Raw genomic sequence first — 26257 nt, 5'->3', positions numbered from 1 at the left:
GTGGAAGCCCCAGAACTCACTCGCCGTGATCTGGGGCTTTTGCTTTTTCCAGGGGCGGGTCAGGGCGTGGCGAGGCGCACGGCTCGGGCGCCGGGTGGCCGCGCCGTGGCGGAGGTCGTGTGGCCGGATCGGCGGGAGGCCGGAGGCGGCGACGAGCCGATCGAAGAGGTCGGTCACCTTGCCGGGGTGGAGCCGGGAGCCGTCTTCCTGGGTGAAGACGTGGCCGGTCTCGACCCAGGCCGAGCCCCACTCCTTGCGGTCCGCCTCCTGTCGTTCGAGGTGCTGCTTCAGGACGCTGACGGTGTCGTCGTCAAGCGCGACGACGCGGTAGCCGCTGTCGGTCTTGGGGTCGGATGCCTCGACCTCCAAGCCGTCCTGCACGAGCTGCGAGGACACGGTGAGGGAGTGGGTGTCGAGGTTCGTCTCCGACCACGGCTGCCCGCACGCCTCACCACGGCCCAGGCCGCGGAAGGCGATCAGGTGCCCCATCGCGTACAGGCGGTCCCCGGCGACGAAGTCGAGGAAGGCGCCGGTCTGTTGGGGCGTCCAGACCATCACGGGCGACGGCTTCTCGCCCGTCTGCTCCCACTTGGCGACCCGCTCGTCCGTCCACACGATCGCCTTCGGCTTGCGTACGGGATCGATCTCGACATGAGCGGCTGGATTGAACCAGGGGGTGGTGGGGTGGTTGCGGCGGGTGGTGGGGTGCTCTTCGAGCAGCGCGGCCTCGATGGCCGGGACCCCGGTGATCAGGTCGCCGGTGAACAGCTCGTCCACGTTCATCGCTTTCTCCCTTACGGTTGAAACGGACTCCGCGGCTGGTGCCGGGGAGTTGGGCCCGTCCGGCGGCGCTGGAGCGGGTGCTGTCCACCGCGGCCTGGGCGCCGTCCGGATCGAACATCCAGCCGTGGCACGCATACGTGGTGACCGGCGCGCCATTGGCCGAGATCAAGAAGCGTGCCGGCGAGCGCCTGGCCTCAGGTGACCCCTGGGACGAGCCGGAGTACGAGATGTACCCGGCCGCCCTGAAGTCGCCCTACCGGGAGCGGCGGTCCGCCTTCGGGGAGCAGCGCTACGGCGCTCTGGGGATTCCGCGTGAGGATCTGAAGGCACGCCCAGAGGGCCGCTGCCGCGAACTGGGACTGTTTCGGAGCGCCCGGCGCCCTGTTCTGCTACATCGAGCGTGACATGGACCGGCCTCAGTGGTCTGACGTCGGCATGTATCTGCAGACCGTCATGCTGCTCCTGCGCGCCGAAGGACTGCACAGCTGTCCGCAGATGGCCTGGGCGAAGTTCCACAGGACAGTCGGGGAGGTCCTGTCACCACCGGACGAGCTTGTCCTCTTCTGCGGCATGTCGATCGGGTTCGAGGACGTCACCGCAGGTGACGCCCGTATAGGCCGGGGTTCGCTCGACGAGATGGTCACGTTCGTCGACGGTCTGTGACGCCACCCCTCCCCGGCCGGACAGAGTGCCGTTTCATGCCACACCCACGTAAGCATCCATATGCCATATTCAGCATCCATATGCCATATTCCGCTCATCACTCCCATGAAAGGCATGCCATGAAGATCGCAGTCATCGGTGGTACCGGACTGATCGGGTCGCAGGTCGTCAAGAACCTGACCGCCGCCGGGCACGAGGCGGTACCGCACTCGAAGTCCACCGGAGTCGACATCATCAGCGGCCAGGGACTGGACGAGGCGGTGGCGGGAGCCGACGTCGTCGTTAACCTGACGAACTCCCCGACCTTCGACGAAGCCTCCCCGGCCTTCTTCCAGACCTCGATGGACAACCTCCTGGCCGCGGCCCGCAAGGGCAGCGTCGGCCACGTCGTCATCCTCTCGATCGTCGGCACGGACCAGGTACCGGAACTGGACTACTACCGCGCCAAGGCGCTCCAGGAGAACCTCCTCGCCGCCGGGACGATCCCCTACTCGATCGTCCGGGCGACGCAGTTCATGGAGTTCATGGACGCCGTTCTGTCCTGGACCGCCGACGACAGCACCGTCCGGTTGCCCGCCACGCCGATCCAGCCGATCGCCTCCAAGGACGTCGCCGCCGCGGTGGCGGAGGTCGCCGCTGGCGCCCCGCTGAACGGCATCCGCAACATCGCCGGCCCCGACATCTTCACCCTGGACGAGCTGGGCCGGATCACCCTCACCCACAAGGGCGACCACCGCACCGTCGTCACCGACCCCACCGCGGGCATGTTCGCCGTCGTCAAGGGCGACGTCCTCACCGACAAGAACGCCCACCTCGCCCCCACCCGCTACATCGACTGGCTCTCCTGACATCACGGCCTCCTGCATGTCCCGTCCCATCCCGGCGGTCTGTTCGTTGCGCCCGCCCGGTGGCGACTTGCGTCGGACGGGGGCTCGGCTGCGCCCCCCGATCCCGGGTCAGGCGGAGAGGGGCTCGCGTGCACCTATTCGGTCCCGCCGAGATGTACGGGCCACGGCTCTCGGGTGGGAGGGACCGTGGGCGTCGCGACGGTCGACGGCTGACGCATGCCGCTGGATCCCGCTGGATGCGCTGGCGCCGGTCGGCCGAAGGGCAGAGGGCCTTGGGCATTTCGCGGGCCGGGATTGTCCACGAGTGGACACTGAAGCAAGTGGACACCTGAAGCAGATGAGGGAGGTAGATGATTTTGGATGTGTATGAGGCGGTCACGAGCCGACGGGCGGTGCGCGGGTTCACCGACCGGCCCGTCCCGAGGCAGGTGCTGGAGCGAGTGCTGACCGCCGCGGCCTGGGCGCCGTCCGGATCGAATCTCCAGCCGTGGCGCGCCTACGTGGTGACCGGTGGACCGCTGGCCGAACTCAAGAGGCGCGCCGGCGAGCGCGTGGCCTCAGGTGACCCCTGGGACGAGCGGGAGTACGAGATGTACCCCCCCCGCGCTGAAGCAGCTCGGGCCCGGATCCTGAAGGCTGGAGCAGCCGGATTGCGTGAGCGATGCGTGAGCGGACGGGGAAGCATCCGTTGGACGTATCGTCATGGATGCGCGGGCAACAAGTTCCTGACCTGGGGAAACAGGACCGAGTGTGATCATGGAGCACCACCCGTCACGATCTTGCAGGCCCGCGTAATGCGTAGGTCTCGGGTTCGAATCCCGAAGGCGGCTCTGTGGAAGCCCCAGAACTCACTCGCCGTGATCTGGGGCTTTTGCTTTTTCCAGGGGCGGGTCAGGGCGTGGCGAGGCGCACGGCTCGGGCGCCGGGTGGCCGCGCCGTGGCGGAGGTCGTGTGGCCGGATCGGCGGGAGGCCGGAGGCGGCAACGAGCCGCTCGAAGAGATCCGTGACCTTGCCCGGGGCACCCCCGACGGTCGGGGCGCTTTCCAAGAGACGTCCCGGCCGTCGGCGCTCTGCGGCGCGGGCCACGGGGGCTGGATGCCGCGCGTCGCGGAGTGCCGCCGGTCGGGGTGGGGGAGCGTGGCGGCCGGCGCCGGGGCGGAAGGTCACTCCCGGGTGCCCGCCAGTTCCACCGCTCTGCGGCGCAGGGTGATCGCGGCGGGGGCGACGGACGAGATCACCGCGAGCGCCGCGCAGGCGGCCACGGCTGCGCCGATGGTCGTCCAGGGAAGCTCGATCGTGGTCGGCACCGACAGCAGGGCCAGGGCGCTCCACATGCCCGCCAGGTTGAGCGCCGCGACCAGGAGCCCCAGCACTCCGCCGACCGCCACGACCATCAGCGCCTCGGCGCCCACCAGTCGCAGCACCTGCCACCGGGTGGCTCCGGCAAGGCGCAGCACGGCCAGGTCGCGGACCCGGTCGGAGGTCGCCATGACCATGGTGTTGGCCAGCGAGATGCCGGTGTAGAGGAGAGCGATGCCGAGTACCAGCAGGAAGCCCATCCGGGTCGTCCGGTTCGTCTCGGGGTAACTTGCCCGCACCCACTGCTCCTTGGTGAAGACCTGCCCGCCCGAGGTGCGCACCGCCGCACGCAGCCCGGCGGCCACGGCGTGCGCGTCGGCGCCGTCGGTGAGGGCGACGTCGACCCGGGAGACGCTCGCGCCCGGGGTGTTGCGCGGGGTGACGTAGACGCCGTTGTTGCCGGTGCCGGCGGTCATCACCGCGGCGATCCGCAGTGTCTTGCGGGTGCCGTCGCCGAGCCACACCCGCACGTGCTCTCCCACGGTGTGCCGTTGCCATTCCTCGTTGACGATGATCGAGTCGTCGTCGAGATCGCCGGCTCTTCCGGAGACGATCGGCAGGTGTGCGGTGGCGGCCGGCGGGCCGGGATCGGCGGCGCGAGCCTCGTCCTTGATGAGCGACACGCCGTCCTCCAGGACGTAGACGGCGCTCGACGAGGTCGCGGACACCTCGGCACCGGGCACGGCGCGCAGCTTGCGCAGCGTCGCCGCGTCGAAGCCGGCGGCGCTCGCCGGAGTGATGGCGAAGGCGGCCGTCTGTTCGCGGGTCTCCGTGGCCTTCGCCTCGTTCAGCGTCGCGGTGGCCCCGAGCAGCGAGCCCGCGAGGGCGACCGTGACCAGGACAGGCGCGGCGATCGCGGCGGTGCGCCGGACACCGGCGGCGGCGTTCTCCCGCGCCAGCATGCCGCCGGCACCCGGCAGCCTGGTCGGAAGCCAGGCGATCAGCCGGGTCAACGGGCGCACCACGACGGGCGCGAGCAGTGCCACCGCGGTGATCAGCAGCATCGGACGGCTCACGTAGGTCTTGCGGTGCAACAGGTCACCCGGGTCGCTGAACAGGGCCAGGCCCAGGGTCACGGCGGCGGTCAGCAGCAGCGCCGCGCCGAACAGCCAGCGGCCCCGGGTCATCGTCCTGGTGTCCACGGACGCCTCGCGCAACGCCTGGGTGGGGCCGGTGCGCCCCGCCCGCCAGGCCGCGGTCACCACGCCGCACAGTGCGACGAGCAGGCCGGTCGCGCAGGCCGTGTAGTAAGGCCAGGTGGCCGAACCGATGGTGAACCAGCCCGGGGCGAGTCCGCCGTCGACGACCCAGGCGGAGAGCCGGGGTGCCCCGTAGGAGCCGAGCACGCAGCCGGCGGCAGAGGCGAGCACGCCGACCGAGAGGGCCTCGACGAAGACCATCCGTCGGATCTGCCCCGGGGTCGCCCCTGCCGTGCGCAGCAGCCCGAACTCCCGGCGCCGCTGGGCGACCGAGAAGGCAAAGGTGGACGCCACCACGAACACCGACACGAAGGTGGTGACGCCGGCCGCGGTGCCGAACATGGCGTTCATCGCGGTGAGGGCCTCGGTGTCCCAGTCGGCGTCGGCGTCGGCGGAGCGGCGCGCGTCACCGGTGAGGACCTGGACACCGGCGCTGCCGCGCACCGCCGTACGCACGGCCGCCGGGTCGGCGTCCACGGCCAACTGGGTGCTGGTCGGGCATAGTTGGGCCGCGCGTGCGTCGGTGTAGAACACGGCGTTCTCGAAGCCGCGTCCGGCGACGGTTCCGGCCACGCGTACGGTTCCGGCCACGCGTACGGTTCCGACCACGCGTACGGTTCCGACCACGCGTACGGTGCCGCGATCGGTCCGTACGCGCTCGCCGGGCTTCGCCCAGCCGCCGCTGACGACGACCTCGTCGGCGGCGTGGGGTGCGCGTCCCGCGTCGATCTCGTACGGGCCGAAGGTGGCCGTGGACCAGGGGTGGCCGACCAGTTCGCCGGGCCCGCTCCGTGCCCGTACGGTGAACGACCGGTCCTCGACGACGGTGCCGAGCTTCTTCAGCTTCGCGACGACGGCGGCGGGCACGGCGCGCGGCTGGGCGAGCTTCTGCACCCGGTCGCCGATCGGGGTGGACACGCGCAGGGTGTCCGCTCCCCTCACCACGACGGGCGCCGCGGCGAACCGCTCCGGCTTCCGGTCGGGCGCGTGCAGCGACGAGGCGAGGGCCAGACCCATGACGGCGATCAGCGCGACACCGAGCGAGAGCGCGACGAAGCTGCCGACGAAGGTGATCGAGCGGCTGCGCAGGGTGCGCAGGGCGACACTCAGCACGGCGCGGCCTCCAGCCTGGTCATACGAGTCGCGATGTCGTCGGCACTCGCCCCGACCATCTCGCCGTTGACCCGTCCGTCGACGAGGCAGACGACGCGGTCGGCGTACGCGGCGGCGACCGGGTCGTGCGTGACCATGATGACCGTCTGGCCGTCGGAGTCGACCATGTCGCGCAGCAGCTTCAGCACCTCACGACCGGTCTGCGAGTCGAGGGCACCGGTCGGCTCGTCGCCGAAAAGCACCTCGGGACGGGTGATCAGGGCACGGGCGAGGGCGACGCGCTGCTGCTGGCCGCCGGACATCTCCGTCGGCCGGTGTCGCGCCCGGTCGCCGAGACCGACCTGCTCGAGCACCTCGCGCACCCGGGACTTGGCCGGGCGGCGGCCGGCGAGCCGCAGGGGCAGCGCCACGTTCTGCTCGGCGGTCAGGGAGGGCAGCAGGTTGAACGACTGGAAGACGAACCCGATGCGTTCGCGTCGCAGAAGGGTCAGCTTGGTCTCGTTCAGCTTCGTCAGGTCGGTCCCGCCTATGACCACCGAGCCCGATGTGGGGCGGTCCAGCCCGGCGGCGCACTGCAGCAGGGTCGACTTGCCGGAGCCGGAGGGGCCCATGACGGCGGTGAACGTGCCCTCCGGGAAGGAGAGCGAGACCTGGTCGAGCGCGGTCACCGCGCTGTCACCCGACCCGAACCGCCTGCTGACGGAGCGCAATTGGATGGCGTTCTTGTTCATCTGTCCCCACTGTTCGGTGTCGGTCCTCCCGCGCATCCGGCGGGACGGAGTGGTGCAAGAACGGCGCGCCCGCGCGGCGGGTGGCAGGTGTCTGCATCGGCAGCAAGTGGTGTGCCCTGGCGGGCGTTCGGGCTTCCGGCGGTCACCGAACTCAGCCGGGCTCAGCCGTGCCCCGCGGGCCCAGTGCTCGGCGGGCCCAGTGCTCGGCGGGCCCAGTGCTCCGCGGGCCCAGTGCTCCGCGAGCCATCCCGTCATCAAGGCGCCGCCTCTCTCGTCCGCTCGGTGACTCCACGAAACCGCGTGGGGGCATCGCGGCGCAGTGCGGCAGAGGTGAGTCCTGGGGTAGGGCCAGGCCTACCCGCGCCTGCCGCTGCGGGAGTTGGGAGGAGGCCGTGACCGGCCGCCATACCCCCGGAGGTAGGGCCGGCCCTACCCACGGACCGCCCCCTGGACCGATGGCACCGGCCGGGCCGGACCTTCTACGGTGACGGCATGCACCCTCGGAATGTGTGGCAGGCCATGGCCGGGCCGGGCTTCCTGCTCTCGGCATGGCCGTGGCGGTCGGTCGCCTACCTGCTCACCGGCATGCTGACCGGCGCTGTCGCTCTCGTGGGGATCGTGAGCACGGCGGTGGTCGGCGGCGTACTCGCCATCGTGCTCGTGGGGCTTCCGCTGCTCGTCGTCGTGGCCCTCGCCGGAATCCCGGTGGCGTGGGCGGAGCGGCACAGGCTGCGCCTGATCGACCGTGACCCGGTCGCCGACCAGCACCAGGTGCCCGCCGCCCACGGGCTGCGACCATGGCTGACGACGCGGCTGAGGGAACGGACGACCTGGCGGGAGCTCGGATACGCGCTGCTGTTCGCCGGGCTGTTGTGGCCGGTCGACGCTTTCGCGATCACGGTAGGCCTGCTCTTCCCCGTGGCGATGATCGCGACCCCGCTCGTGCTGGCGACAGTCGGCGACGGCCAGGAGACCAAGGTGCTCAAGGTCTGGACGGTCACCTCCTGGCCGACGGCCTTCGGGATCGCCGTACTCGGGCTCGTCCTCCTGGTCCTGGGCGGCTATGCGCTGGGGGTCGCGGCCGGTGCCCGGGCAGAACTGACGCGTCTGCTGATCGCGCCGCGCGAGAGCGATCTGGGGGCCAAGGTCGTGGAACTGACGCGCTCGCGGTTCCGGTTGGTGGATGCCTTCGAGGCGGAGCGGCGGCGCATCGAGCGCGATCTGCACGATGGGGCGCAGCAACGACTCGTGGCGCTGACGATGACACTCGGCCTGGCCCGCCTGGACGCGCCGCCCGGGCCGCTCGCCGACCAACTCGCCAAGGCTCAAGAGGAGGCGGGCAAGGCGCTCGCGGAACTCCGCGAACTCATCCACGGCATCCACCCCAAGGTCCTGGCGGACTACGGTATCCAGGCGGCGGTAGCTGACGCGGCGGACCGCTCCGCGGTTCCCGTGGACGTCGAACTGGAGCTGTCCGGGCGGCTGCCCCAGGCGGTCGAGGCCGCCGCCTACTTCGTCGTCTGCGAGGCGCTCGCCAACATCGCCAAGCACAGCGGGGCGAACCGCGCGGAGGTGACCGGCGGGTACCGCGACGGACTCCTGTTCCTGCAAGTGTCCGACGACGGCCGGGGCGGCGCGGTCGCGGGGACCGGCAGCGGACTGACCGGACTCGCGGACCGGGTGTCCGTGCTGGATGGCAGACTCTCTCTGTCCAGTCCACCGGGCGGACCGACCCTGCTCTGTGTGGAGTTTCCTTGCGAACTGACAGACCGCTCCGCGTAGTACTGGCCGAGGACAGCGTGCTGCTGCGGGAAGGGCTCGTCGGTCTGCTCACCCGCTGTGGCCATGAGGTGGTCGCGGCCGTGGGCGACGCCGTGGCCCTGGCCGCCGCGGTCGAGGAGCACGCCCCCGACATCGTCGTGACCGATGTGCGCATGCCCCCGGGTTTCCAGGACGAAGGGCTGCACGCGGCGGTACAGCTGCGCGAGAGTCGGCCCACGCTGCCCGTTCTGGTGCTCAGCCAGTACGTGCAGCGGACGTACGCGTCCGAACTACTGGATTCCGGCGACGGAACGGGCGTCGGTTACCTGCTGAAGGACCGGGTCGGCCAGGTCGAGGAGTTCGTGGCCGCCCTGGGCGAAGTCGCCGACGGAGGCACGGTCGTCGACCCCGAAGTCGTACGCCAACTGCTGCGCCGCCGCCGCGATCCGCTGGAGCGGCTCACACCGCGCGAGCGGGAGGTCCTGGCCCTGATCGCGGAAGGCAGGTCGAACGGGGCGATCGCTCGCGAACTGGTGGTTTCCGAGGCGGCCGTCGGCAAGCACATCAGCAACATCCTCACCAAGCTGGACCTGCCGCCTGCGACCGAAACCCATCGCAGGGTGCTGGCAGTCCTCGCCTATCTGCGGGCGTGACGTCGGGCCCGTACCGTTCTGGTCGAGGCCGTCAGCCGGTGCACGGCGCACGGCGCACGGCGCACGGTGCACGGCGCCCGCCCGACGGGGGTACGGGGCCGACTGCGGCGCACAGCCCATGCTGGGCGGGGTCTCGTGCTGGGCGGGGTCTTGAAAGAGTTGATGGGCCATCAATTGCTCGCAAATGGGAACAATATGGTAGCGGGGCGAGCTCCGGGTTCATTGGGTCGGCCGTGATTCTGTTCACGTCTGTAATCAGTGGATGAAGATCGTTCCCTCCCGTATGTTCTTCCGTGTCCACCCGGTCGGCTGACCGACGGCGGGGGTGGCGCTCGGGGGTAGGTGGCCAACGGTCGGATCCCGTCTCGCTCTTTGCGGTCGAGATGCCGTCCGACGTGCCTGGCGACACGCCGCTCGGATGCGGCCCCGATGCGAACACGCAGGGGCGACCAGGCAGGCACCCGCACCTGAAAAGGACGGCTCTTCTCACGGAAGTCCGTGGCTGAGTTCGGTACGCACCACCGCCACCCCAAGGACCTGAACGCCTTCATGACGTGCCACATCACCATTTTCGGGCGCCGCCTGCCCGTCTGGCTGATCCCGCTGCTGTCGACCCTCGCCCTCGGCCTGTGGGGGCTGTCCCGGCAGCACAGCGTGTGGCGGGACGAGGCCGCGACCTGGCAGGTGGCGGGACGGTCCGCCGCTGACATCTGGCACATGCTGGGGCACGTCGATGCCGTGCATGGGCTCTATTACCTGCTGATGCACGGGCTCTTCGAATGCTTCGGGCCCAGTACGACGACCCTGCGGCTGCCCTCCGTGCTGGCCATGGCGGTGGCGGCGGCCTGTGTGACCGTCATCGGCCACCGGCTGGCCGGGGTCTGGGCGGGGCTGGGGGGAGGACTGGCGCTCGGGCTGCTTCCGGCCGTGCAGTTCTACCTCCAAGAAGGACGCCCGTACGCCCTGATCGCGGCGGGGGCCGGCATCTCCACACTGCTGCTGGTGACCGCGTTGCAGGGACGTGGCCGGACGGTGCACTGGGCGGCGTACTGGGGCACGGTCCTGCTGTGCGCGCTGCTGAACTGGCTGTCGCTGCTGATTCTGGCCGCGCACCTGGGGACACTGTTCTGGACGCGGCCACGGCGCGGGACATGGAAACGCTGGGCGACGGCCGCGACGGCCGCCGTGGCGGGTGCGCTGCCCTTGATCCTGTTCAGCCGGCGCCAGTCCGACCAGGTGTCCTGGATCCCGCCGCTGACGTGGCACATGATGATCGGCCCGGCGGTCCTGCTGGCCATCGGTGCTCTCGGGGCCCTGCTGGATCGGCCGCGAGCGGGCGCACTGTCGCTGGCGGCCGTCGCACTGCCGCTGCTGGCGGTGCCGCAGATCGGCCTGATCGGGCTCTCTTTGATCCAGCCGCTGTTCCTGGACCGCTATGTGCTGTTCAGCATGTTGGGTCTGGCCCTGCTGATCGGTGCGGCGCTGGGCGCGGCGGTACGGTCGATCAGGCCGCGGTCCCCGAAGGCCTCGCGGTGGCTCGTGCCCGTAGTCGTCGCCGGGGCGGTGGCGGCGCTGTTGCCGCAGTTGGTCGCCAAGCGGTCCCCTGCAAGCCGGGTGGACGACGTGCTGGCGGTGGCGGCGGACGTGCGGCAGCTGAAGAAGTCAGGGGACGCGGTCCTCTTCGTACCGGCGGCCCGGCGCGACACCGCGCTGGTCTCCCCCGACGCCTTCGCCGGCCTGCGGGACATAGCGCTGGCGGCCGGCCCTACGGCGTCGGGGACGCTGAAGGGCGAGGAGGCGGGACCGGGCCGGATACGTTCCGCGATGCTGGCACAGCAGCGGATACTGCTGGTCACTGACGTGCCCGAGGTGGCCAGGCCGGTGTCGGCGGAACGGGACAAGGTGAAGGCCGCCGTCCTGAAGAAGTACTTCACAGCTGTGGAGGACGAGCAGGTCCGCGGGCGGCGACTGACGGTGTACGAGCGGCGCGGCGGGTGACGGTGTGTGAGCGGTGCGGCGGGTGACGGTGTATGAGCGGCGCGGCGGGTGACGGTGTACGAGCGGCCTGAACCAGCCTGAGCTCAGCGCCCGTTCCGTTCGTGCCCGTCCCGCTTGTCCCCGTCCCCTTCGTGCCCGTTCCGTTCGTGCCCGTCCCGCTTGTGCCCGTCGCGTTCGTGCCCGTCCCCTTCGGGCCCGTCCCGTTCGTACGCCGACACAGGGATCGTCTCCTTGCGGAAGAACGTCGGGCGGATGGCGCGGTACAGGAGCATCAGCACGGCGCCGAGGAGGAGGGCGCCGATGCCGGTGACGAAGACGCCGCCCAGATGCCAGTGCGGGGGGAAGGGGAAGGTCCAGGAGGTGCTGCCGTAGTCGGGGGCGGCGTAGACCACGCAGGCGTTGACGAAGAAGTAGAGCAGGAGGACGCCGCCCAGGGCGGGCATGATGCCCTTGGTCCAGAGGTCGCGTGGGGTGCGCGTGAGGACCCTGCGGTAGTACCAGACGCAGGCGAAGCCGGTGAGGCCGTAGTAGAAGGCGATCATGAGGCCGACGGAGCCGATCGAGTCGGCCAGGACGTTCTCGCTCACCCGGGTCAGCATGACGTAGAAGGCGATGGAGGCCAGGCCCATGCCCACGGTGGACCAGGTCGGGGTGAGGAAGCGCGGGTGGATTCGGGCGAAGCGGTCCGGGATGGCCTTGAACGCGGCCATCGAGAGGGTCGTGCGGGCGGTCGGGAGGATGGTGGTCTGGGTGGAGGCGGCGGCCGACGTGAGCACCATCAGGATCAGGAGTTTGGTGGCGACCGTGCCCCAGCCCCCGCTGCCGAAGACCTCGGCGCCCAGGCTGGAGAGGACGTCTCCGGAGTGCTCGGGGTTCGCGAGGCCGATGCCGTGGTCCCCCACTCCGGCGAACGCCTGCGCCGATGTCGTGACCATGAGGTAGACGAGAAGCAGGATGACGGTGGAGGTGACGGCCGCGCGTCCGGGGGTGCGGTCGCGGTCGACCGTCTCCTCGTTGACCGAGACCGCGGTGTCCCAGCCCCAGTAGATGAAGACCCCGGCCAGCACGCTCTTGGTCAGGGCGTCGAGGGAGCCGATGTGGGCGGGGTTGAACCACGACCAGGAGAGTTCCGACGAGACGCTCGGCGCCGTCCCCCCGTACACCTTGACCAGTGCGGTGATCGCCAGCAGGAACAGCACCACGACCTCGATGGTGAGCAGCAGCTTCTGCAGGTTCGCCGAGATCTCGATGCCGACGTAGCAGATCAGCGTCATCACGGCGATCCACAGCACGCCGACCACCGTGACCCAGAAGGTGTCCCGCGCCAGCCCGTTCGCGCCCACGAGCTGAAAGCCGTACGCGCCGGCGATCTGCGCCAGGTTGGCCATCACGATGATGTCGGCGGCGACGATTCCCCATCCGCCCAGCCAGCCGGTACGGGGCCCGAACGCCCTGGACGCCCAGGTGAAGGTGGTGCCGCAGTCGGGGTCCGCCCGGTTGAGCTCCTTGTAGCCGTAGGCGATCAGGAACATCGGGATGAAAGCGAGGATGATCACGACGGGTGACTGGTAGCCGACGATGCCGACGATGACGCCGAGGGTCGCCGCGAGGCTGTAGGCGGGGGCGGTGGAGGCCAGACCGATCACCGTGCTGGCGAAGAGCCCCAGCGCGCCGCTCTTGAGCCCCTTGTCCGTCACTCCCGGTCCGGGCGGGGGGTGCGCCGCGGGCGGGACCGGTGTAGAAGGCAAGCTCATGGCGCCCTCCGGGCCAAGAACGCGGAGTTGCTGCTTCCAGCATGATCCGTCCAGCACGAACCCGCTTGTCAGCGACCGGAAGGGCCTGCTCACGGACCGCCCGGCCCCCCAAGGTCCGCCCGGCCCCCCAAGGTCCGCCCGGCCCCCCAAGGCCCGCCCGGCTCCCCTCAAGGTCCCGCCCGGCTCCCCTCAAGGTTCCCGTCGGGCCAAGGTTCGCGCCGGGCCCCCTCGGGGCCCCGGGCCCCCTCGGCCCCCTCGGGCCCGTCAGGCCAGTGCCGCCGTGATGTCGACGGCCTTCAGGTGGCGGGGGCCGAGGACCCGGGAGGCCGAGGCGGCGGCCGCGGTGAGTTCCTTGGCCGCGGTGGTGGGGGTGGCCGCCGCGAGGAGGGAGGGAGCGTCGGTGAGGGGGGTGGTCATGTCGTCGTGGTGGGTGGGGATGAGGAGGGGCGGGTGGCCGGTGGCGGTGAGCAGTCGCTCGAGGTAGCGGTGGAGGGCCGAGTGGGAGGTCATCGCGATCGCCGCGACGTCCGGGCGGATGCCGGACAGTTCGCGCTCCGCGAAGTTGCTGGCTCCCATGAGGAGGATGGTCGGTCCGCCGTCCACGGTCAGCTGGTACGCGAGGGTGTCGCCCTCGACCAAGTCGCCCAGCGTGGTGGGGCGCCGGGGCGGGGCGGTCAGGCGGCCGGGGGCGAAGTAGCCGTGGTCTGCCTGCTGGCTGTGCAGGCTGCGGAAGACCTCCACGGTGTATCCGTCGAACTGGAGGTACTCGCCGCCCTTGACCTGAATCAGATCGTCCAGACGGGTACGGGGTGTGCCCATCGCGGTGAGCAGATGACCCACTGTCTCGTCGCACATCGCGCGGATGCGGTGCTTCTCCCACTCCGGGCGCGCCAGCAGCTGCGGTACGTCCGCCACGTGATCGAAATGACCGTGGCTGACCAGGATCAGCTCGGGCGGCCCGGTGAGATGCCGTGCCGCCACCCGGTCGACGGCCGCCCTGTCGAGGCGCAGCGGCAGCCGCGGGTCCAGGGCGCCCTGCGCGTCCCGGTAGGGCATCCGGCTCAGATAGGGGTCGAAGAGGATGCTGCGGCGGCCGTCGATGACGATCTCCCAGCCGGAGACGCCCAGCCAGCGCATCTGTACGGGGGTGGAGTACGGCGCGCCCCGCAGGGACGTCGGTGCCGCTCCGGTCAGTCCGGTCGCGGACGCCGCCGCCCCCGATGCCGCCAGGACCCCCTTGAGGACCGTACGTCGCCCGGCCATGTTCTGCCACGCTCCCTGTGACGACCTTGAGTGCGAGGAACGCTATGGCAGGTGATGGCGTTTGGGGTGATTTTCGGTCATTGGGGCCGGCGGTGCGGGAGCGACGGCTGGGGTCGCGCAAAGGGTTACGCGCTCGGTGTCGTGCACGCCGTCTCGGTGCCGTCCGAGACGCATGCCCGGACGTACTCGCCCGAGGTGGCGGACAGGGTCCCGGCGTCGGCGACCCTGCGGTACGAGCCGTCCGGGGCCCGGTCCTCCAGCCACGCCGTGGCGGTGCCGGAGGCCTGGGTCAGCTGGGCCCAGGCGTAGAAGTCGCTCACCGACCAGGTCGGCTTGCCGCCGTGGAGCGCGACCTGGGCGCCCGACGTCAGCCGCGCGGTCTGCCACGCGGACGAGCCCGCCCGCCAGGCGGTGACGGAGGCGGCGGGGACGCCCGTGCAGGGCTGTGCGGCGCAGGGAGCCGGCGGGCCCTCCACGTCCGTCTGGTACATGTTGTCGCCCTGGTGGGTCGCGAACGCCCAGGTCTTGCCGTCGTAGACCAGCCCGGCGATCTGCGTGTTCCCCGGCGCGAGCGGGTTCAGCGCGTACATCTTCGTGGTGCCCGAAGCGGTCAGGGAGGCGCCGGGGATCGGCACGGGGCGCTGGGCGCGGAAGTCCGGGCCCTTGTTCTCGTGGGTCATCAGCTGGGCGTTCACCCCTGCGCGCGGCGGGAGTTCGGCCGTGCCCCAGTAGTAGTCGTGGGCCGGGTCCCAGGCAGGGCGGCCCTCGTAGATCGTCAGCCGGCCGCCCTGGTAGACGTTCGCGTCCTCCACCACCGTCGGTTCGCCGTTGGGCGTCCACTCGGTCACCGTCGCCGGATCGACGCCCGCGCAGGGCAGCGTGTCGCACGGCGCCTTCGGGGGCTCGGTGGTGTCGCCGTCCTGGGTGCACTTGGTGTCGGTGCCGTCCGTCACGCAGGCGCGTACGTTGTTCAGCGCGAAGGCGTGGGTGGAACCGTCCGTGGTGCGTGCCGACTTGGGGTCGGTGACCCGGGTGTACACCTCGCCCCAGCGGCCGGCGCCCTGCCACTCCTCCAGCCAGACCTTGCCGCCCGCCGGCAGCTTGCCGGCCTCGGCCCACTCGAAGTGCGGTGAGCGGTCCCACTTCGGTCTGCCGGTCACCTGCTGCACCCAGGCGCCCGACGGCAGTGTCACCTTGCGGTAGTCGGGGCGGGAGACGTAGTCCCAGGTGGTGAGGTCCTGCGTGGCCGGGTCCACGATCTTGCACACCGGGTCGCAGGGTTCGGCCGCAGCGGTCTTGACCGTCTCCTCGTTGACGCCTCCCACACAGGCGGTGTCGGCGCCGTCGGAGACACAACCGGCCGCGTCCTCACCGGCGTTGCGCGGAGACTTCACGAACATGCCCGTGGTGCCGGGGGTGGTGCGGTACGAGCGCGGGTGCTCGGGGGTGCGGTAGGCGTACGCGGCGTCGAAGACGTTGTACTCGTAGACCAGCCAGGTCCGGCCCTTGCCAGCGGTGAACTGTCCCTCGACCCAGCTGTATTCGGTGGCCGAGTCCCAGGAGGGCCTGCCCGCCATCAGCTTGACCCGGGCGCCGGAGGGGAGGGTGCTCTGCCGGACCAGCCTGGGGGCGGCCGCCCAGGAGTCCACGGCGGACGGGTCGGCGCCCTCGCAGGGCAGCGCCGGACAGGGCGCCGCCTCGGCTGCCCGTGCCGGGGCGGCTGCCCGCGCCGCGGTGATCGTAGTCGGTCCGGTGAGACCGGTGAGGCCTGGCAGCAGGGCCAGTAAGCCCACGGTCATCAGCTGGCCGGTGCGGCGCCGCATGTGTGCTCCCTCGGTCGTCCTGTGAACGCGTCCGCGGAGAACGGGCCGGAGCACCCGGGGGATGGCGCGCCGGCCCGTGGCCGACGAACCGCGTCGGTCACGGGCCATCCAACTCGGGCGTTCTCTTGATCAACTCTCGTACGGCTCCTCGTGCGAACGGCTGTCGTACGGGTCCTCGTGCGAACGGCTGTCGTACGGGTCCTCGTGCGAGCGGCTCTCGTGCGGGCTCCCGTCCGAGCGGCTCTCGTGCGGGATCTCCTGCGATCAACTCTCGTGCGGGTTCTCGTCCGAGCGACTCTGGTAGGCGTCCTCGTCGCCCGCCACGAGCGTGCTCACCCCACCCGGTCTCCCGACAGCGGAATCCCCGTGGCCCGCAGCAGTTGGTCGTCCTGTCGCAGGATGGCCTGCATCAGGTCCCTGAGCCGGGCTCCCGGGTTGATGCCGATCTGCTCGCGCAGGATCTCCTTGGCCCGGTGGAAGACCCGGATCGCGTCGGCCTGCCGGCCCTCGCCGTAGTAGGCCTTCATCAGGCCGACGTACAGGTCCTCGCGCAGCGGGTCGTGGTCGACCAGCTCCGACAGCTGGGAGATCGCCTCGCCGTAGTGCCCGAGGCCGACGTCGATCAGCGCGCGGAGTTCGGCGGCCGCCATGCGCTCCCGGTCCAGCGCTTCTCCCTTCATGCGCAACCGGCTCGAGGTGACGTCGGTGAGGGCCGCGCCGCGCCACAGGGAGAGTGCGTCGTCGAGGCGTTCGGAGGCGATCTGGTGCTGGCCGCGGGCGTGCAGTTCGCGTACGTGTCGCACGGCGTCGCGGAAGACGAACACGTCGATGCGCTGGGCCGGGACCCGCAGTTCGTAGCCGAGGGCGTGCGAGCCGAGCGCGTCGCGGGTGAGCCCCGCCTCGGCGAAGGCGGTGCGGATCATCCAGGCCGAGGTCTGCAGCTGGCCGGAGACCGTCAGGGGCGGCTCGCCGTCCCAGGAGTCCTCGATGATCGCTTCCTTGGTGGTGACCTGTCCGGGCTTCATCGCCAGCGAAGCGAGGAAACGTCGCTGTCGCTGACCCCGGATGGGTATCGGAACGCCGTTTCTCGACAGGGTCACGGGGCCGAGAAGCTGGATCGTCACACTGGTCCTGCTGTCCATGACGGTTCCCCCTTGTATGTGGATCAAGCCGTCGCCCCATAGGGGCTGACGTGTTGACGGATACGGGGGAACCGTCACCGGCGGCGCGGCTCGGCCGGCCACGGTGACGCTTCGTGGAATCGTGCGGATCTGTCCCCCGTACCGTTGGCTCTCAGATGCTCCGTGACCGTTGGTGGGCCGCGGATGGGTCGATCACAGACGGGCCGGCGTCTCAGCCAGGGGCCGAGGCGTCAGCGGTGGGTCGGGCACGGATCGATCGGTCACCGATGGGTGGATGCATCGGCCATGGGTGAGGCTTCAGTTGAGGTTCTTGAGGAACTTCGCCGCGATGGGCCCGGCGTCGGATCCGCCCGACCCGCCGTCCTCCAGGAGGACCGACCAGGCGATGTTTCTGTCGCCCTGGTAGCCGATCATCCAGGCGTGGGTGCGCGGCGGGGTCTCGCTGCCGAACTCGGCGGTGCCCGTCTTGGCGTGCGGCTCGCCGGGCAGGTCCTTGAGGGCCCAGCCCGCGCCGTAGGTGACGGTCGCGCGCATCATCTCGCGCAGACTGCCGACCACGTTCGCGTCGAGCCTGGAGGGGGCCTCGTACGTCTTCTTCACGGCGTCGGGCACCAGGACGGGCTGCCGGAACTCGCCCGCCTTCACCGTGGCCGCGATCGAGGCCATGACCAGGGGCGACGCCTGGAGGCGGGCCTGGCCGATGGTGGACGCCGCCTTGTCGTTGTCGCTGGTGGTGGCCGGGACGCTGCCGTCGTACGTCGTGGTGCCGACGTCCCAGGATCCGCCGATGCCGAAGGCCTCCGCGGTGTCGTGCAGGGCCGTGTCCGACAGTTTCCCGCGCGCGCCGACGAAGAACGTGTTGCAGGACTTGGCGAAGGCGTCCTTGAAGGTCGATCCCGACGGCAGGACGAACTGGTTCTGGTTCTCGAAGCGCTGGCCGTTGACGTAGGCGAACTTCGGGCAGTCCGCCCGGTCGGTGGGGCGCATGCCCTGTTTCAGCAGGGCGGCGGAGGTGACGACCTTGAAGGTGGAGCCGGGCGGGTAACGGCCCTCCAGGGCGCGGTTCATGCCGGAGGGCATGTTGGCCGCAGCCAGGATGTGGCCGTTGCTGGGGTCGACGGCGACGATCGCCGCGTTCTTCTTCACTCCGTCGAGTGCTTCGGCGGCGGCCTCCTGCACTGCGGGGTCGATGGTGGTCCGCACCGGCTTTCCCGTGCTGCTTCCCGTGCCGGTGAGCTGTTTGACGACGCGTCCGCTCTCGCGTTCCACGATCACGACGGACCGGGCGCTGCCCGTGCCGCCGGTGAGCTGCTTGTCGTAGCGGGCCTGGAGACCGGAGATTCCCTTGCCGGTCCTGGGGTCCACGGCGCCCACGAGAGAAGCGGACTGGAGCTCGTCGCCATTCTTGTCGAGTACGGCGGCCCGCTCCCGTGACTCCAGTGCGAGGGTCTGCCCGGGAACCATCTTCGGGTGAATCAGCGGTGTATGGAATTCAACGGTCCATCGGTCGTTCTTCTGAACGAGCTTCGCCTTCGAGGTCCACTGGTAATCGCCTGCCCCGGAAAGGGACATCTTCACGGTGAACGGAATCTCGACTTCCCCTTCCGCTTCCTTCTTCCCGGCACCGGCGGTGATCTCCGTCTTCGACGGCTTCAGGTTCGTCATGACGGATTTGATCAACGACGAGGCGTTGTCCGGCGTGTCCGTCAGTCCGCCGGCCCGCTTGGCGTCCCCTGCCTCCCACGCGTCGAGAAACTTGTCCAGCTGTCCGGTGGCCGCGGCTACCTGGGGATCGTCTCCGTCGTCCCCGGCCAGCGCGTTGAACGCCCAGTAGCCGATTCCAGCGGTCACCGCAAGTGCCACAAACGTTGATACAACCGCGCGACGACGGGACCGGCGCCTGTCGTACCGCGGGTAGTCAACGTAACCATCGGAACGATTCATGTGGCGCAGATTAATCGCCCCTCTCTCTTCGGTCTCTCCCCGAACACATAGTTCAAGACAAGGTAAAGAAGAAAGAAATGGTCGGCCGATGGTGGCGGGTGGAGGTCTCCTCCGCTTGTCGGCGCAATCGTCTCGGCCGAATACAGCAGGGGCACCTGGCCGAGAATGGTCGAGAGCCCGGTTTAAATGGTCTAGACCTCCGAAGGAAATGTCGTCGACATGGCCCGCGCCATGGCCAACAGTGGCCTGAAGTAAGCGGCTTCGCGGAGGCGCGGCAAGTGAAATCGGACGCCGGGTGTCCGCATTGGTGGGGACGAAAGCGGAGTCTCGAGGGGTGCCGAAACGGAGTCTTTCGCTCCACTGATCTCCTGTTTCTCTCCGCGCGCTCCCCGATATCCGAGGGAGAGGCGGTGAAGAGGGGGCCTGGTCAGGGTTGGCGCGAACTGTCCACCGCTGACCGAGTCTGGAGACCATCCATGTCCCGTGTTTCGACCGGCCCCAGCACCAAGCCGACCGCCGCGCACGCCCTCCTGGCGCGACTGCGTGACCATGGTGTGGAGAAGGTGTTCGGGGTCGTCGGCCGCGAGGCCGCGTCGATCCTCTTCGACGAGGTCGAGGGGATCGACTTCGTCCTCACCCGGCACGAGTTCACCGCCGGTGTCGCCGCCGACGTCCTCGCGCGCATCACCGGCCGCCCGCAGGCCTGCTGGGCCACCCTGGGCCCCGGCATGACCAACCTCTCCACGGGCATCGCCACCTCGGTCCTGGACCGTTCCCCGGTCATCGCCCTCGCCGCCCAGTCCGAGTCGCACGACATCTTCCCCAACGACACCCACCAGTGCCTGGACTCGGTGTCGATCATCGCGCCGATGTCCAAGTACGCGGTGGAGCTGGAGCGTCCGCACGAGATCACCGACCTCGTGGACTCCGCGGTGACCGCGGCCATGACCGAGCCCGTCGGTCCCTCGTTCATCTCCCTGCCGGTCGACCTGCTCGGCTCCTCCGAGGGCATCGACGCCTCCGTCGAGCACCCGCCGGCGCACACCCCGGCCAAGCCGATCGGCGCGGTCGCCGACGGCTGGCAGGAGGCGGCCGACCGGGCCGTCGAGCTCCTGAAGGGCGCGCAGCACCCGGTGCTGGTCGTCGGAGCCGCAGCGATCCGCTCCGGCGCCGTGCCCGCCATCCGTGCCTTCGCCGAGCGGCTCAACGTGCCGGTGATCACGACGTACATCGCCAAGGGCGTCCTGCCGCACGGCCACGAGCTCAACTACGGTGCCGTCACCGGCTACATGGACGGCATCCTGAACTTCCCCGCCCTCGAAACGCTGTTCGCGCCCGTGGACCTCATCCTCACCGTCGGCTACGACTACGCCGAGGACCTGCGGCCCTCCATGTGGCAGAAGGGCGCCGAGAAGAAGACCGTCCGCGTCTCGCCCACCGCGAACCCGATCCCGCGCGTCTACCGGCCGACCGTCGACGTCGTCACCGACGTCCTCGCGTTCGTCGAGCACCTCGACGCGGCGACGGCCTCCCTGGCGGCCAAGGAGCGGCACGACATCGCGCCGCTGCGCGCCCGCGTCGCGGAGTTCCTCGCGGACCCGGAGGTCTACGAGGACGGCATGCGCGTCCACCAGGTCATGGACTCCATGAACACCGTCATGGCGGAGACCGCCGGGCCGGGGGAGGGCACGATCGTCTCCGACATCGGCTTCTTCCGGCACTACGGGGTCCTGTTCGCGCGCGCCGACCAGCCCTTCGGCTTCCTCACCTCGGCCGGCTGCTCCAGCTTCGGCTACGGCATCCCCGCCGCCATGGGCGCCCAGCTCGCCCGCCCCGGCCAGCCCACCTTCCTGATCGCGGGCGACGGCGGCTTCCACTCCAACAGCGCGGACCTGGAGACCATCGCCCGCCTCAACCTGCCGATCGTGACGGTGGTCGTGAACAACGACACCAACGGTCTGATCGAGCTCTACCAGAACATCGGCCACCACCGCAGCCACGACCCCGCGGTGAAGTTCACCGGCGTCGACTTCGTCGCCCTCGCCCAGGCCAACGGAGTGGAGGCAACCAAGGCGACGGACCGCCAGGAGCTGCTCGCCGCGCTGCGCAAGGGCGCCGAGCTGGGCCGGCCCTTCCTCATCGAGGTCCCCATCGCCTACGACTTCCAGCCCGGTGGGTTCGGAGCACTGAGCATCTGATCATGGCCTCCCAGGACCTTCCCGCGGCCTTCGGTTTCCTGGCCTCCGCTCGTCCGAGCGGGGGCCGGATCCCCCACGCCGCCTTCGCCACCCGGGGCAGCCACACCGGCGTCGATCTGCGCCTGCGCGCGCAGACCCTCGGCGCCACCCTGGTGCACGCCCCCTCGACCCCACCCGACTCGGCCCAGGCACGCGACGGCGACACCGCCGTCCTGCTCGCCGGTGAGATCTACAACCGCGACGACCTGTTCTCCGTCCTGGGCGCGGCCGGCCCGGAGAGCGGGCAGTTGGGCGACGCACAGCTCGTCCTCGGCCTGCTGCGCCGCTACGGCCTGCACGCCTTCCGTCTCCTCAACGGGCGGTTCGCCGCCGCCGTCTGCACCGGCAGGCGGATCCTGCTCGCCACCGACCACGCCGGATCGGTTCCGCTGTACGTGTGCGCGGGCCCCGGCGAGGTCACCGCGTCGACCGAGGCCAAGACCCTTGCCGGGACCCTTTCCGGGCAGGGGAGTCCACGCGGCTTCCCCTTCGCGGACGCCCGCCGGGTGCGCGGCCTGCCGGGCGTCTACCAGGTGCCGGCGGGCGCCGTCATGGACATCGACCTCGACTCCGGCACCGCCGAGACCCACCGGACCTGGGCCCCGCCACTGGCCCGCCGGATCATGGACGAGGACGACGCCGTGGCGGCCGTACGCGCGGCACTCGACCGGGCCGTCGGCGCGCGCGTCGCCCCGGGCGGTACGCCGCTCGTGGTGCTGTCCGGCGGCATCGACTCCTCCGGTGTCGCCGCCCTCGCACACCGGGCGGCCGGCTCGGTCGACTCGCTGTCGATGGGCACCGACGTGTCCGACGAGTTCCCCGAGGCCAGGGCGGTCGCCGACCACCTCGGCAGCAGGCACCGGGAGATCACCGTCCCCACCGCCGACCTGCTGGGCCAACTCCCGTACGCGGTCTGGGCATCGGAGTCCGAGGACCCGCACATCATCGAGTACCTGCTGCCGCTCGTCGCCCTGTACCGGGCGCTCGACGGACCGGCGCGCCGGGTGCTGACCGGGTACGGCGCCGACATCCCGCTCGCGGGCATGCACCGCGAGGACCGGCTGTCGAACCTCGACACCGCGGTGGCGTACGACATGGCGACCTACGACGGCCTCAACGAGATGTCGCCCGTGCTGTCCGCCGTCTCCGGCCACTGGTCCACCCACCCCTACTGGGACCGCGACGTGCTCGATCTGCTCGTCTCGCTGGAGGCGGGCCTCAAGCGCCGCTACGGGCGGGACAAGTGGGTGCTGCGCGCCGCGATGGCCGAGCTGCTGCCCGAACAGACCGTCAAGCGACCCAAGCTGGGCGTCCACGAAGGCTCGGGCACCACCTCCTCCTTCTCACTGCTGCTCCTGGAGGAGGGCGTCCCGGAGCGGTCCGTCGACGTGGCCAAGCAGCAAGTGGTGCGGGAGCTGTTCGACCGCACCGTGGTGGGCGGCGAAGCCCCCGAGGACGTCAGCACCGACGAGGTCGTCCGGTCGGTGGCCGACCGCCTCGAACGGGGGGCGGCATGACGTCGTACGCCCGCTCCCTGTCCCTGACCGCCGTCGAGACCCCGGAGGGGGACTGAGCCGTGGAACGCATCGACTCGCACGTCTCGCCCCGCTACGCCCAGATCCCCACCTTCATGCGCCTGCCGCTCGAACAGGAGCCCCGAGGCTACGACGTCGTCGTCATCGGCGCTCCCTACGACGGGGGCACCAGCTATCGGCCCGGCGCCCGCTTCGGCCCGCGGGCCATCCGCAACGAGTCCGGGCTCATCCACGGCGTCGGCATCGACCGCGGTCCCGGCACCTTCGACCTGATCAACTGCGTCGACGGTGGCGACATCGATCTCACGCCGTTCGACATGAACATCGCGATCGCGACGGCGCAGCGGCACCTGGCGGAGCTGCTGAAGAGCAACGCCGCCTTCATGATGCTCGGCGGCGACCACTCGCTGACCGTGGCCGCGCTGCGCGCCGTGGCCGAGCAGCACGGCCCGGTCGCCGTCGTGCACCTGGACGCCCACTCCGACACCAACCCCGCCTTCTACGGCGGCCAGTACCACCACGGCACGCCCTTCCGGCACGGGATCGACGAGAAGCTCATCGATCCGGCCGCGATGGTGCAGATCGGCATCCGCGGCCACAACCCGAAGCCGGACTCGCTCGACTACGCCCGCGGACACGGTGTACGCGTGGTGACCGCCGACGAGTTCGGCGAGCTGGGCGTCACCGGCACCGCCGATCTCGTCCGGGAGCGGGTGGGCCGGCGGCCCGTGTACGTGTCGGTCGACATCGACGTCGTCGACCCCGCGTTCGCACCCGGGACGGGCACCCCCGCGCCGGGCGGGCTCAGTTCGCGGGAGCTCCTGGGGCTGCTGCGCTGCGTCGGCGACCTCAAGCCGGTCGGCTTCGACGTCATGGAGGTCTCGCCCCTCTACGACCCCGCCGGGATCACCTCCATCCTCGCCACCGAGATCGGTGCGGAGCTGCTCTACCAGTACGCCCGCGCTCATCGCCCACCGCTGTAGACGCAAAGGAGACATCGCACCCATGGCTTCTCCGATCATTGACTGCGCACCGCACCGGGAGCAGTTGCGCGCTCTCGCGGCCGAACTGCCCGAGGTGCCGCGCGCGGACCTGTACGGCTTCCTGGAGAAGGCGAAGGAGCTGTCCGCGAAGCTGCCGCGCGAACTGGCGGCGGCGCTGGACACCTTCCACGCCGAGGGCACCGAGGACGGCTATCTGCTGCTGCGCGGGCTGCCGTTGGAGGCGGACGACCAGCTGCCCGCCACGCCCGACTCCACCCCGGCGCCGCTGGACCGGGGGCGGCTGGTCATGGAGGCGATGCTCGCCGTGACCGGGCGCAGGCTCGGACTGCACACCGGATACGCCGAGTTGCGCTCCGGCACCGTCTACCACGACGTGTATCCGTCACCGGGCGCGCACTACCTGTCCTCGGAGACCTCCGAGACACTCCTCGAGTTCCACACCGAGATGGCGTACCACGTCCTCCAGCCGAACTACGTCATGCTCGCCTGCTCCCGCGCCGACCACGAGCGCCGGGCGGAGACGCTGGTCGGTTCGGTGCGCAAGGCGCTGCCGCTTCTCGACGAGGCGACCAGGGCGCGGCTGTTCGAGCGCAAGCTGCCCTGCTGCGTCGACGTGGCCTTCCGCGGCGGCGTCGAGGACCCGGGCGCCATCGCCAACGTCAGGCCGCTGTACGGGGACGAGAACGACCCCTACCTCGGCTACGACCGTGAGCTGCTCGCCCCCGAGGAGCCGGCGGACAAGGAGGCGGTCGCCGCCCTGTCCAAGGCCCTGGACGACGTCACGGAGTCCGTGAAGCTGACCCCCGGCGACCTCCTCATCATCGACAACTTCCGCACCACGCACGCCCGTACGCCGTTCAGCCCGCGCTGGGACGGGAAGGACCGGTGGCTGCACCGGGTCTACATCCGGACGGACCGGAACGGGCAGCTGTCGGGGGGTGAGCGGGCGGGGGACGTCGTGTCGTTCTCGCCGCGGCGGTAGGCACGTCCGGCGGTTGTGTGGTGGTACCGCGCCCCCTCTCCACCCGTGGGAGGGGGCCGCGGCTCGTTCGGGTCGTCCGCGTCGCCATGGGGGCGATGCATGAATATGCTGACTCTTTGGAAGTAATGCAATGCAAGCAGGGTGGACGGGGTAGACGGGAGACGATGACGATGACCGAGTCCGACTCCGAAGAGATGAAAACGCCCGACGGGTTCGTCGTGCACACCGCGCCGGTCGGGCTGGCCGACGACGGCCGGGACGACTTCACCGTGCTGGCCTCCACGGTTCCGTCCCAGGTCAGCGGGGTGTTCACGCGCTCCCGGTTCGCCGGGCCGAGCGTCCTGCTGAGCCGGGAGGCGATCGCCGACGGCCGGGCGCGGGGCGTGGTGGTGCTGGCCCGCAACGCCAACGTGGCGACCGGGCGGGAGGGTGAGGCCAACGCGCGCGAGGTGCGCGAGTCCGTCGCGCGCACCCTCGGCGTGCCCGCGGACGAACTCCTCATCGCCTCCACCGGGGTGATCGGCCGCCAGTACCCGATGCCGCGGATCCGCGAGCACCTCAAGACGCTGGCCTGGCCCTTCCCGGAGGGCGGCTTCGGCCGGGCCGCGCGCGCCATCATGACGACCGACACCCGGCCCAAGGTGGTCCGCCGGCGGTGCGGTGCGGCGACGCTCGTCGGCATCGCCAAGGGCGTCGGGATGATCGAGCCGGACATGGCGACGCTGCTGACCTTCTTCGCCACGGACGCCCGGCTCGACGCGGCCGAGCAGGACCGGATCTTCCGACGGGTGATGGACCGCACCTTCAACGCGGTGAGCATCGACACGGACACCTCCACCAGCGACACGGCGGTGCTGTTCGCCAACGGGCTCGCCGGGGACGTCGATCCCGTCGCCTTCGAGGAGGTCCTGTACGAGGCCGCGCTCGCCCTCGTCAAGGACATCGCGAGTGACGGGGAGGGGGCGAGCAAGCTCATCGAGGTCCGGGTCACCGGGGCGCGTGATGCCGCGCAGGCCAAGCGGGTGGGGAAGACCGTGGTGAACTCGCCGCTGGTGAAGACGGCGGTGCACGGGTGCGACCCGAACTGGGGGCGGGTCGCGATGGCGATCGGGAAGTGCTCGCAGGACACGGACATCGACCAGGACGTGGTGCGTATCCGGTTCGGGGAGACGGAGGTCTATCCGCCCGGGTCCGCCGATGCGGGGGAGGAGGACGCGGTGCGGGCCGCTGTCGCGGACCACCTCAAGGGGGACGAGGTGGTCATCGGGATCGACCTCGGTGTCGCGGACGGGGCCTTCACCGTGTACGGCTGCGACCTCACCGAGGGATATGTGCGGCTGAACTCGGAGTACACGACCTGAGGTTGACGCCGGGCGCGCTCTCCCCGGCCCCCGGGTATACCGACCCGCTTCCGGCTATGCGTGCCGCCGCCCGGGCCGGCCCTCGGTCGCTCCTCCCCCCACA

Annotated in this window: 16 protein-coding genes and 4 pseudogenes; 11 read left to right on the top strand and 9 right to left on the bottom strand. The window is 70.5% G+C overall.

Translation table 11 applies throughout. The features are described 5' to 3' along the window. Nucleotides 1-93: 93 nt before the first annotated feature. A pseudogene (locus ACFVXA_RS17560) lies at nt 94-669 on the bottom strand (tyrosine-type recombinase/integrase); the annotation flags it as partial. Nucleotides 670-800: 131 nt separating this feature from the next. Between ACFVXA_RS17560 and ACFVXA_RS17555 the strand changes: the two are divergent. The 3 genes and pseudogenes from ACFVXA_RS17555 to ACFVXA_RS17545 all read left to right on the top strand — a co-directional run. Beyond that, nucleotides 801-1446: pseudogene (locus ACFVXA_RS17555) on the top strand (nitroreductase). A gap of 119 nt (nt 1447-1565) precedes the next feature. After that, nucleotides 1566-2294 carry an SDR family oxidoreductase gene (locus ACFVXA_RS17550; protein ID WP_383906285.1) on the top strand — a complete coding sequence of 243 codons (729 nt, stop codon included), beginning with the start codon at nt 1566-1568 and terminating at the stop codon, nt 2292-2294. Nucleotides 2295-2650: 356 nt separating this feature from the next. Beyond that, a pseudogene (locus ACFVXA_RS17545) lies at nt 2651-2896 on the top strand (nitroreductase family protein); the annotation flags it as partial. 323 nt (nt 2897-3219) lie between these two features. On the opposite strand, the pseudogene ACFVXA_RS17540 reads toward ACFVXA_RS17545, so the two are convergent. From ACFVXA_RS17540 to ACFVXA_RS17530, 3 genes and pseudogenes are all read right to left on the bottom strand, one after another. After that, nucleotides 3220-3312, bottom strand: a pseudogene (locus tag ACFVXA_RS17540) (integrase); the annotation flags it as partial. 146 nt (nt 3313-3458) lie between these two features. Beyond that, the gene (locus ACFVXA_RS17535; RefSeq protein ID WP_390025467.1) at nt 3459-5966 is read right to left on the bottom strand and encodes an ABC transporter permease; all 2508 of its coding nucleotides are present in this window, start codon (nt 5964-5966) and stop codon (nt 3459-3461) included. After that, a complete protein-coding gene (locus tag ACFVXA_RS17530) occupies nt 5960-6697 on the bottom strand; it encodes an ABC transporter ATP-binding protein (RefSeq protein ID WP_383906279.1) in 738 nt (245 codons plus the stop codon). Before ACFVXA_RS17530 ends, ACFVXA_RS17535 begins: the two co-directional genes overlap by 7 nt. Before the next feature lie 492 nt (nt 6698-7189). On the opposite strand from ACFVXA_RS17530, the gene ACFVXA_RS17525 reads away from it, so the two are divergent. From ACFVXA_RS17525 to ACFVXA_RS17515, 3 genes are all read left to right on the top strand, one after another. Further along, nucleotides 7190-8479, top strand: coding sequence for a sensor histidine kinase (locus tag ACFVXA_RS17525; RefSeq protein WP_383739993.1), 1290 nt, complete (start codon nt 7190-7192; stop codon nt 8477-8479). Then, on the top strand, nt 8452-9111 hold the full coding sequence (locus ACFVXA_RS17520; RefSeq protein ID WP_362031475.1) for a response regulator transcription factor: 660 nt from the start codon (nt 8452-8454) through the stop codon (nt 9109-9111). The genes ACFVXA_RS17525 and ACFVXA_RS17520 overlap by 28 nt, the downstream gene beginning before the upstream one ends. A gap of 549 nt (nt 9112-9660) precedes the next feature. Beyond that, on the top strand, nt 9661-11109 hold the full coding sequence (locus ACFVXA_RS17515; RefSeq protein WP_390025557.1) for a hypothetical protein: 1449 nt from the start codon (nt 9661-9663) through the stop codon (nt 11107-11109). 83 nt (nt 11110-11192) lie between these two features. Here ACFVXA_RS17515 and ACFVXA_RS17510 read toward each other — a convergent pair whose 3' ends face one another. The 5 genes from ACFVXA_RS17510 to ACFVXA_RS17490 form a co-directional block, all read right to left on the bottom strand. Continuing rightward, the gene (locus ACFVXA_RS17510) at nt 11193-12863 is read right to left on the bottom strand and encodes an APC family permease (protein ID WP_390025465.1); all 1671 of its coding nucleotides are present in this window, start codon (nt 12861-12863) and stop codon (nt 11193-11195) included. A 264-nt stretch (nt 12864-13127) separates the two neighbouring features. Then, nucleotides 13128-14126: an MBL fold metallo-hydrolase gene (locus ACFVXA_RS17505; protein ID WP_390025463.1), complete on the bottom strand. Its 999-nt coding sequence runs from the start codon at nt 14124-14126 to the stop codon at nt 13128-13130. A 125-nt stretch (nt 14127-14251) separates the two neighbouring features. Next, nucleotides 14252-15949, bottom strand: a complete 1698-nt coding sequence (locus ACFVXA_RS17500) for a hypothetical protein (RefSeq protein WP_362031469.1) — start codon at nt 15947-15949, stop codon at nt 14252-14254. A gap of 332 nt (nt 15950-16281) precedes the next feature. Beyond that, a complete protein-coding gene (locus ACFVXA_RS17495) occupies nt 16282-17091 on the bottom strand; it encodes a BTAD domain-containing putative transcriptional regulator (RefSeq protein WP_390025461.1) in 810 nt (269 codons plus the stop codon). Between the two features lie 297 nt (nt 17092-17388). Beyond that, nucleotides 17389-19035, bottom strand: coding sequence for a penicillin-binding transpeptidase domain-containing protein (locus tag ACFVXA_RS17490; RefSeq protein WP_389467228.1), 1647 nt, complete (start codon nt 19033-19035; stop codon nt 17389-17391). A gap of 476 nt (nt 19036-19511) precedes the next feature. Between ACFVXA_RS17490 and ACFVXA_RS17485 the strand changes: the two genes are divergently transcribed. The 5 genes from ACFVXA_RS17485 to argJ all read left to right on the top strand — a co-directional run bounded on the left by ACFVXA_RS17485 (nt 19512) and on the right by argJ (nt 26154). Continuing rightward, nucleotides 19512-21233, top strand: a complete 1722-nt coding sequence (locus tag ACFVXA_RS17485) for a thiamine pyrophosphate-binding protein (protein ID WP_390025459.1) — start codon at nt 19512-19514, stop codon at nt 21231-21233. Nucleotides 21234-21235: 2 nt separating this feature from the next. Continuing rightward, on the top strand, nt 21236-22789 hold the full coding sequence (locus tag ACFVXA_RS17480) for an asparagine synthase-related protein (protein ID WP_390025457.1): 1554 nt from the start codon (nt 21236-21238) through the stop codon (nt 22787-22789). Between the two features lie 59 nt (nt 22790-22848). Then, nucleotides 22849-23790 carry an agmatinase gene (speB, locus tag ACFVXA_RS17475; RefSeq protein ID WP_362031459.1) on the top strand — a complete coding sequence of 314 codons (942 nt, stop codon included), beginning with the start codon at nt 22849-22851 and terminating at the stop codon, nt 23788-23790. Nucleotides 23791-23812: 22 nt separating this feature from the next. Then, complete coding sequence (gene cs1, locus ACFVXA_RS17470) at nt 23813-24793, top strand: clavaminate synthase Cs1 (protein WP_362031457.1); 981 nt, start codon at nt 23813-23815, stop codon at nt 24791-24793. Between the two features lie 170 nt (nt 24794-24963). Further along, on the top strand, nt 24964-26154 hold the full coding sequence (gene argJ, locus ACFVXA_RS17465) for a bifunctional glutamate N-acetyltransferase/amino-acid acetyltransferase ArgJ (RefSeq protein ID WP_389746370.1): 1191 nt from the start codon (nt 24964-24966) through the stop codon (nt 26152-26154). Nucleotides 26155-26257 lie beyond the last annotated feature (103 nt).

It is taken from the genome of Streptomyces sp. NPDC058246, assembly GCF_042881985.1.
In the GTDB taxonomy this organism is placed as follows: Bacteria; Actinomycetota; Actinomycetes; order Streptomycetales; family Streptomycetaceae; genus Streptomyces.
This window is presented reverse-complemented; position numbering and strand designations above follow the sequence as displayed.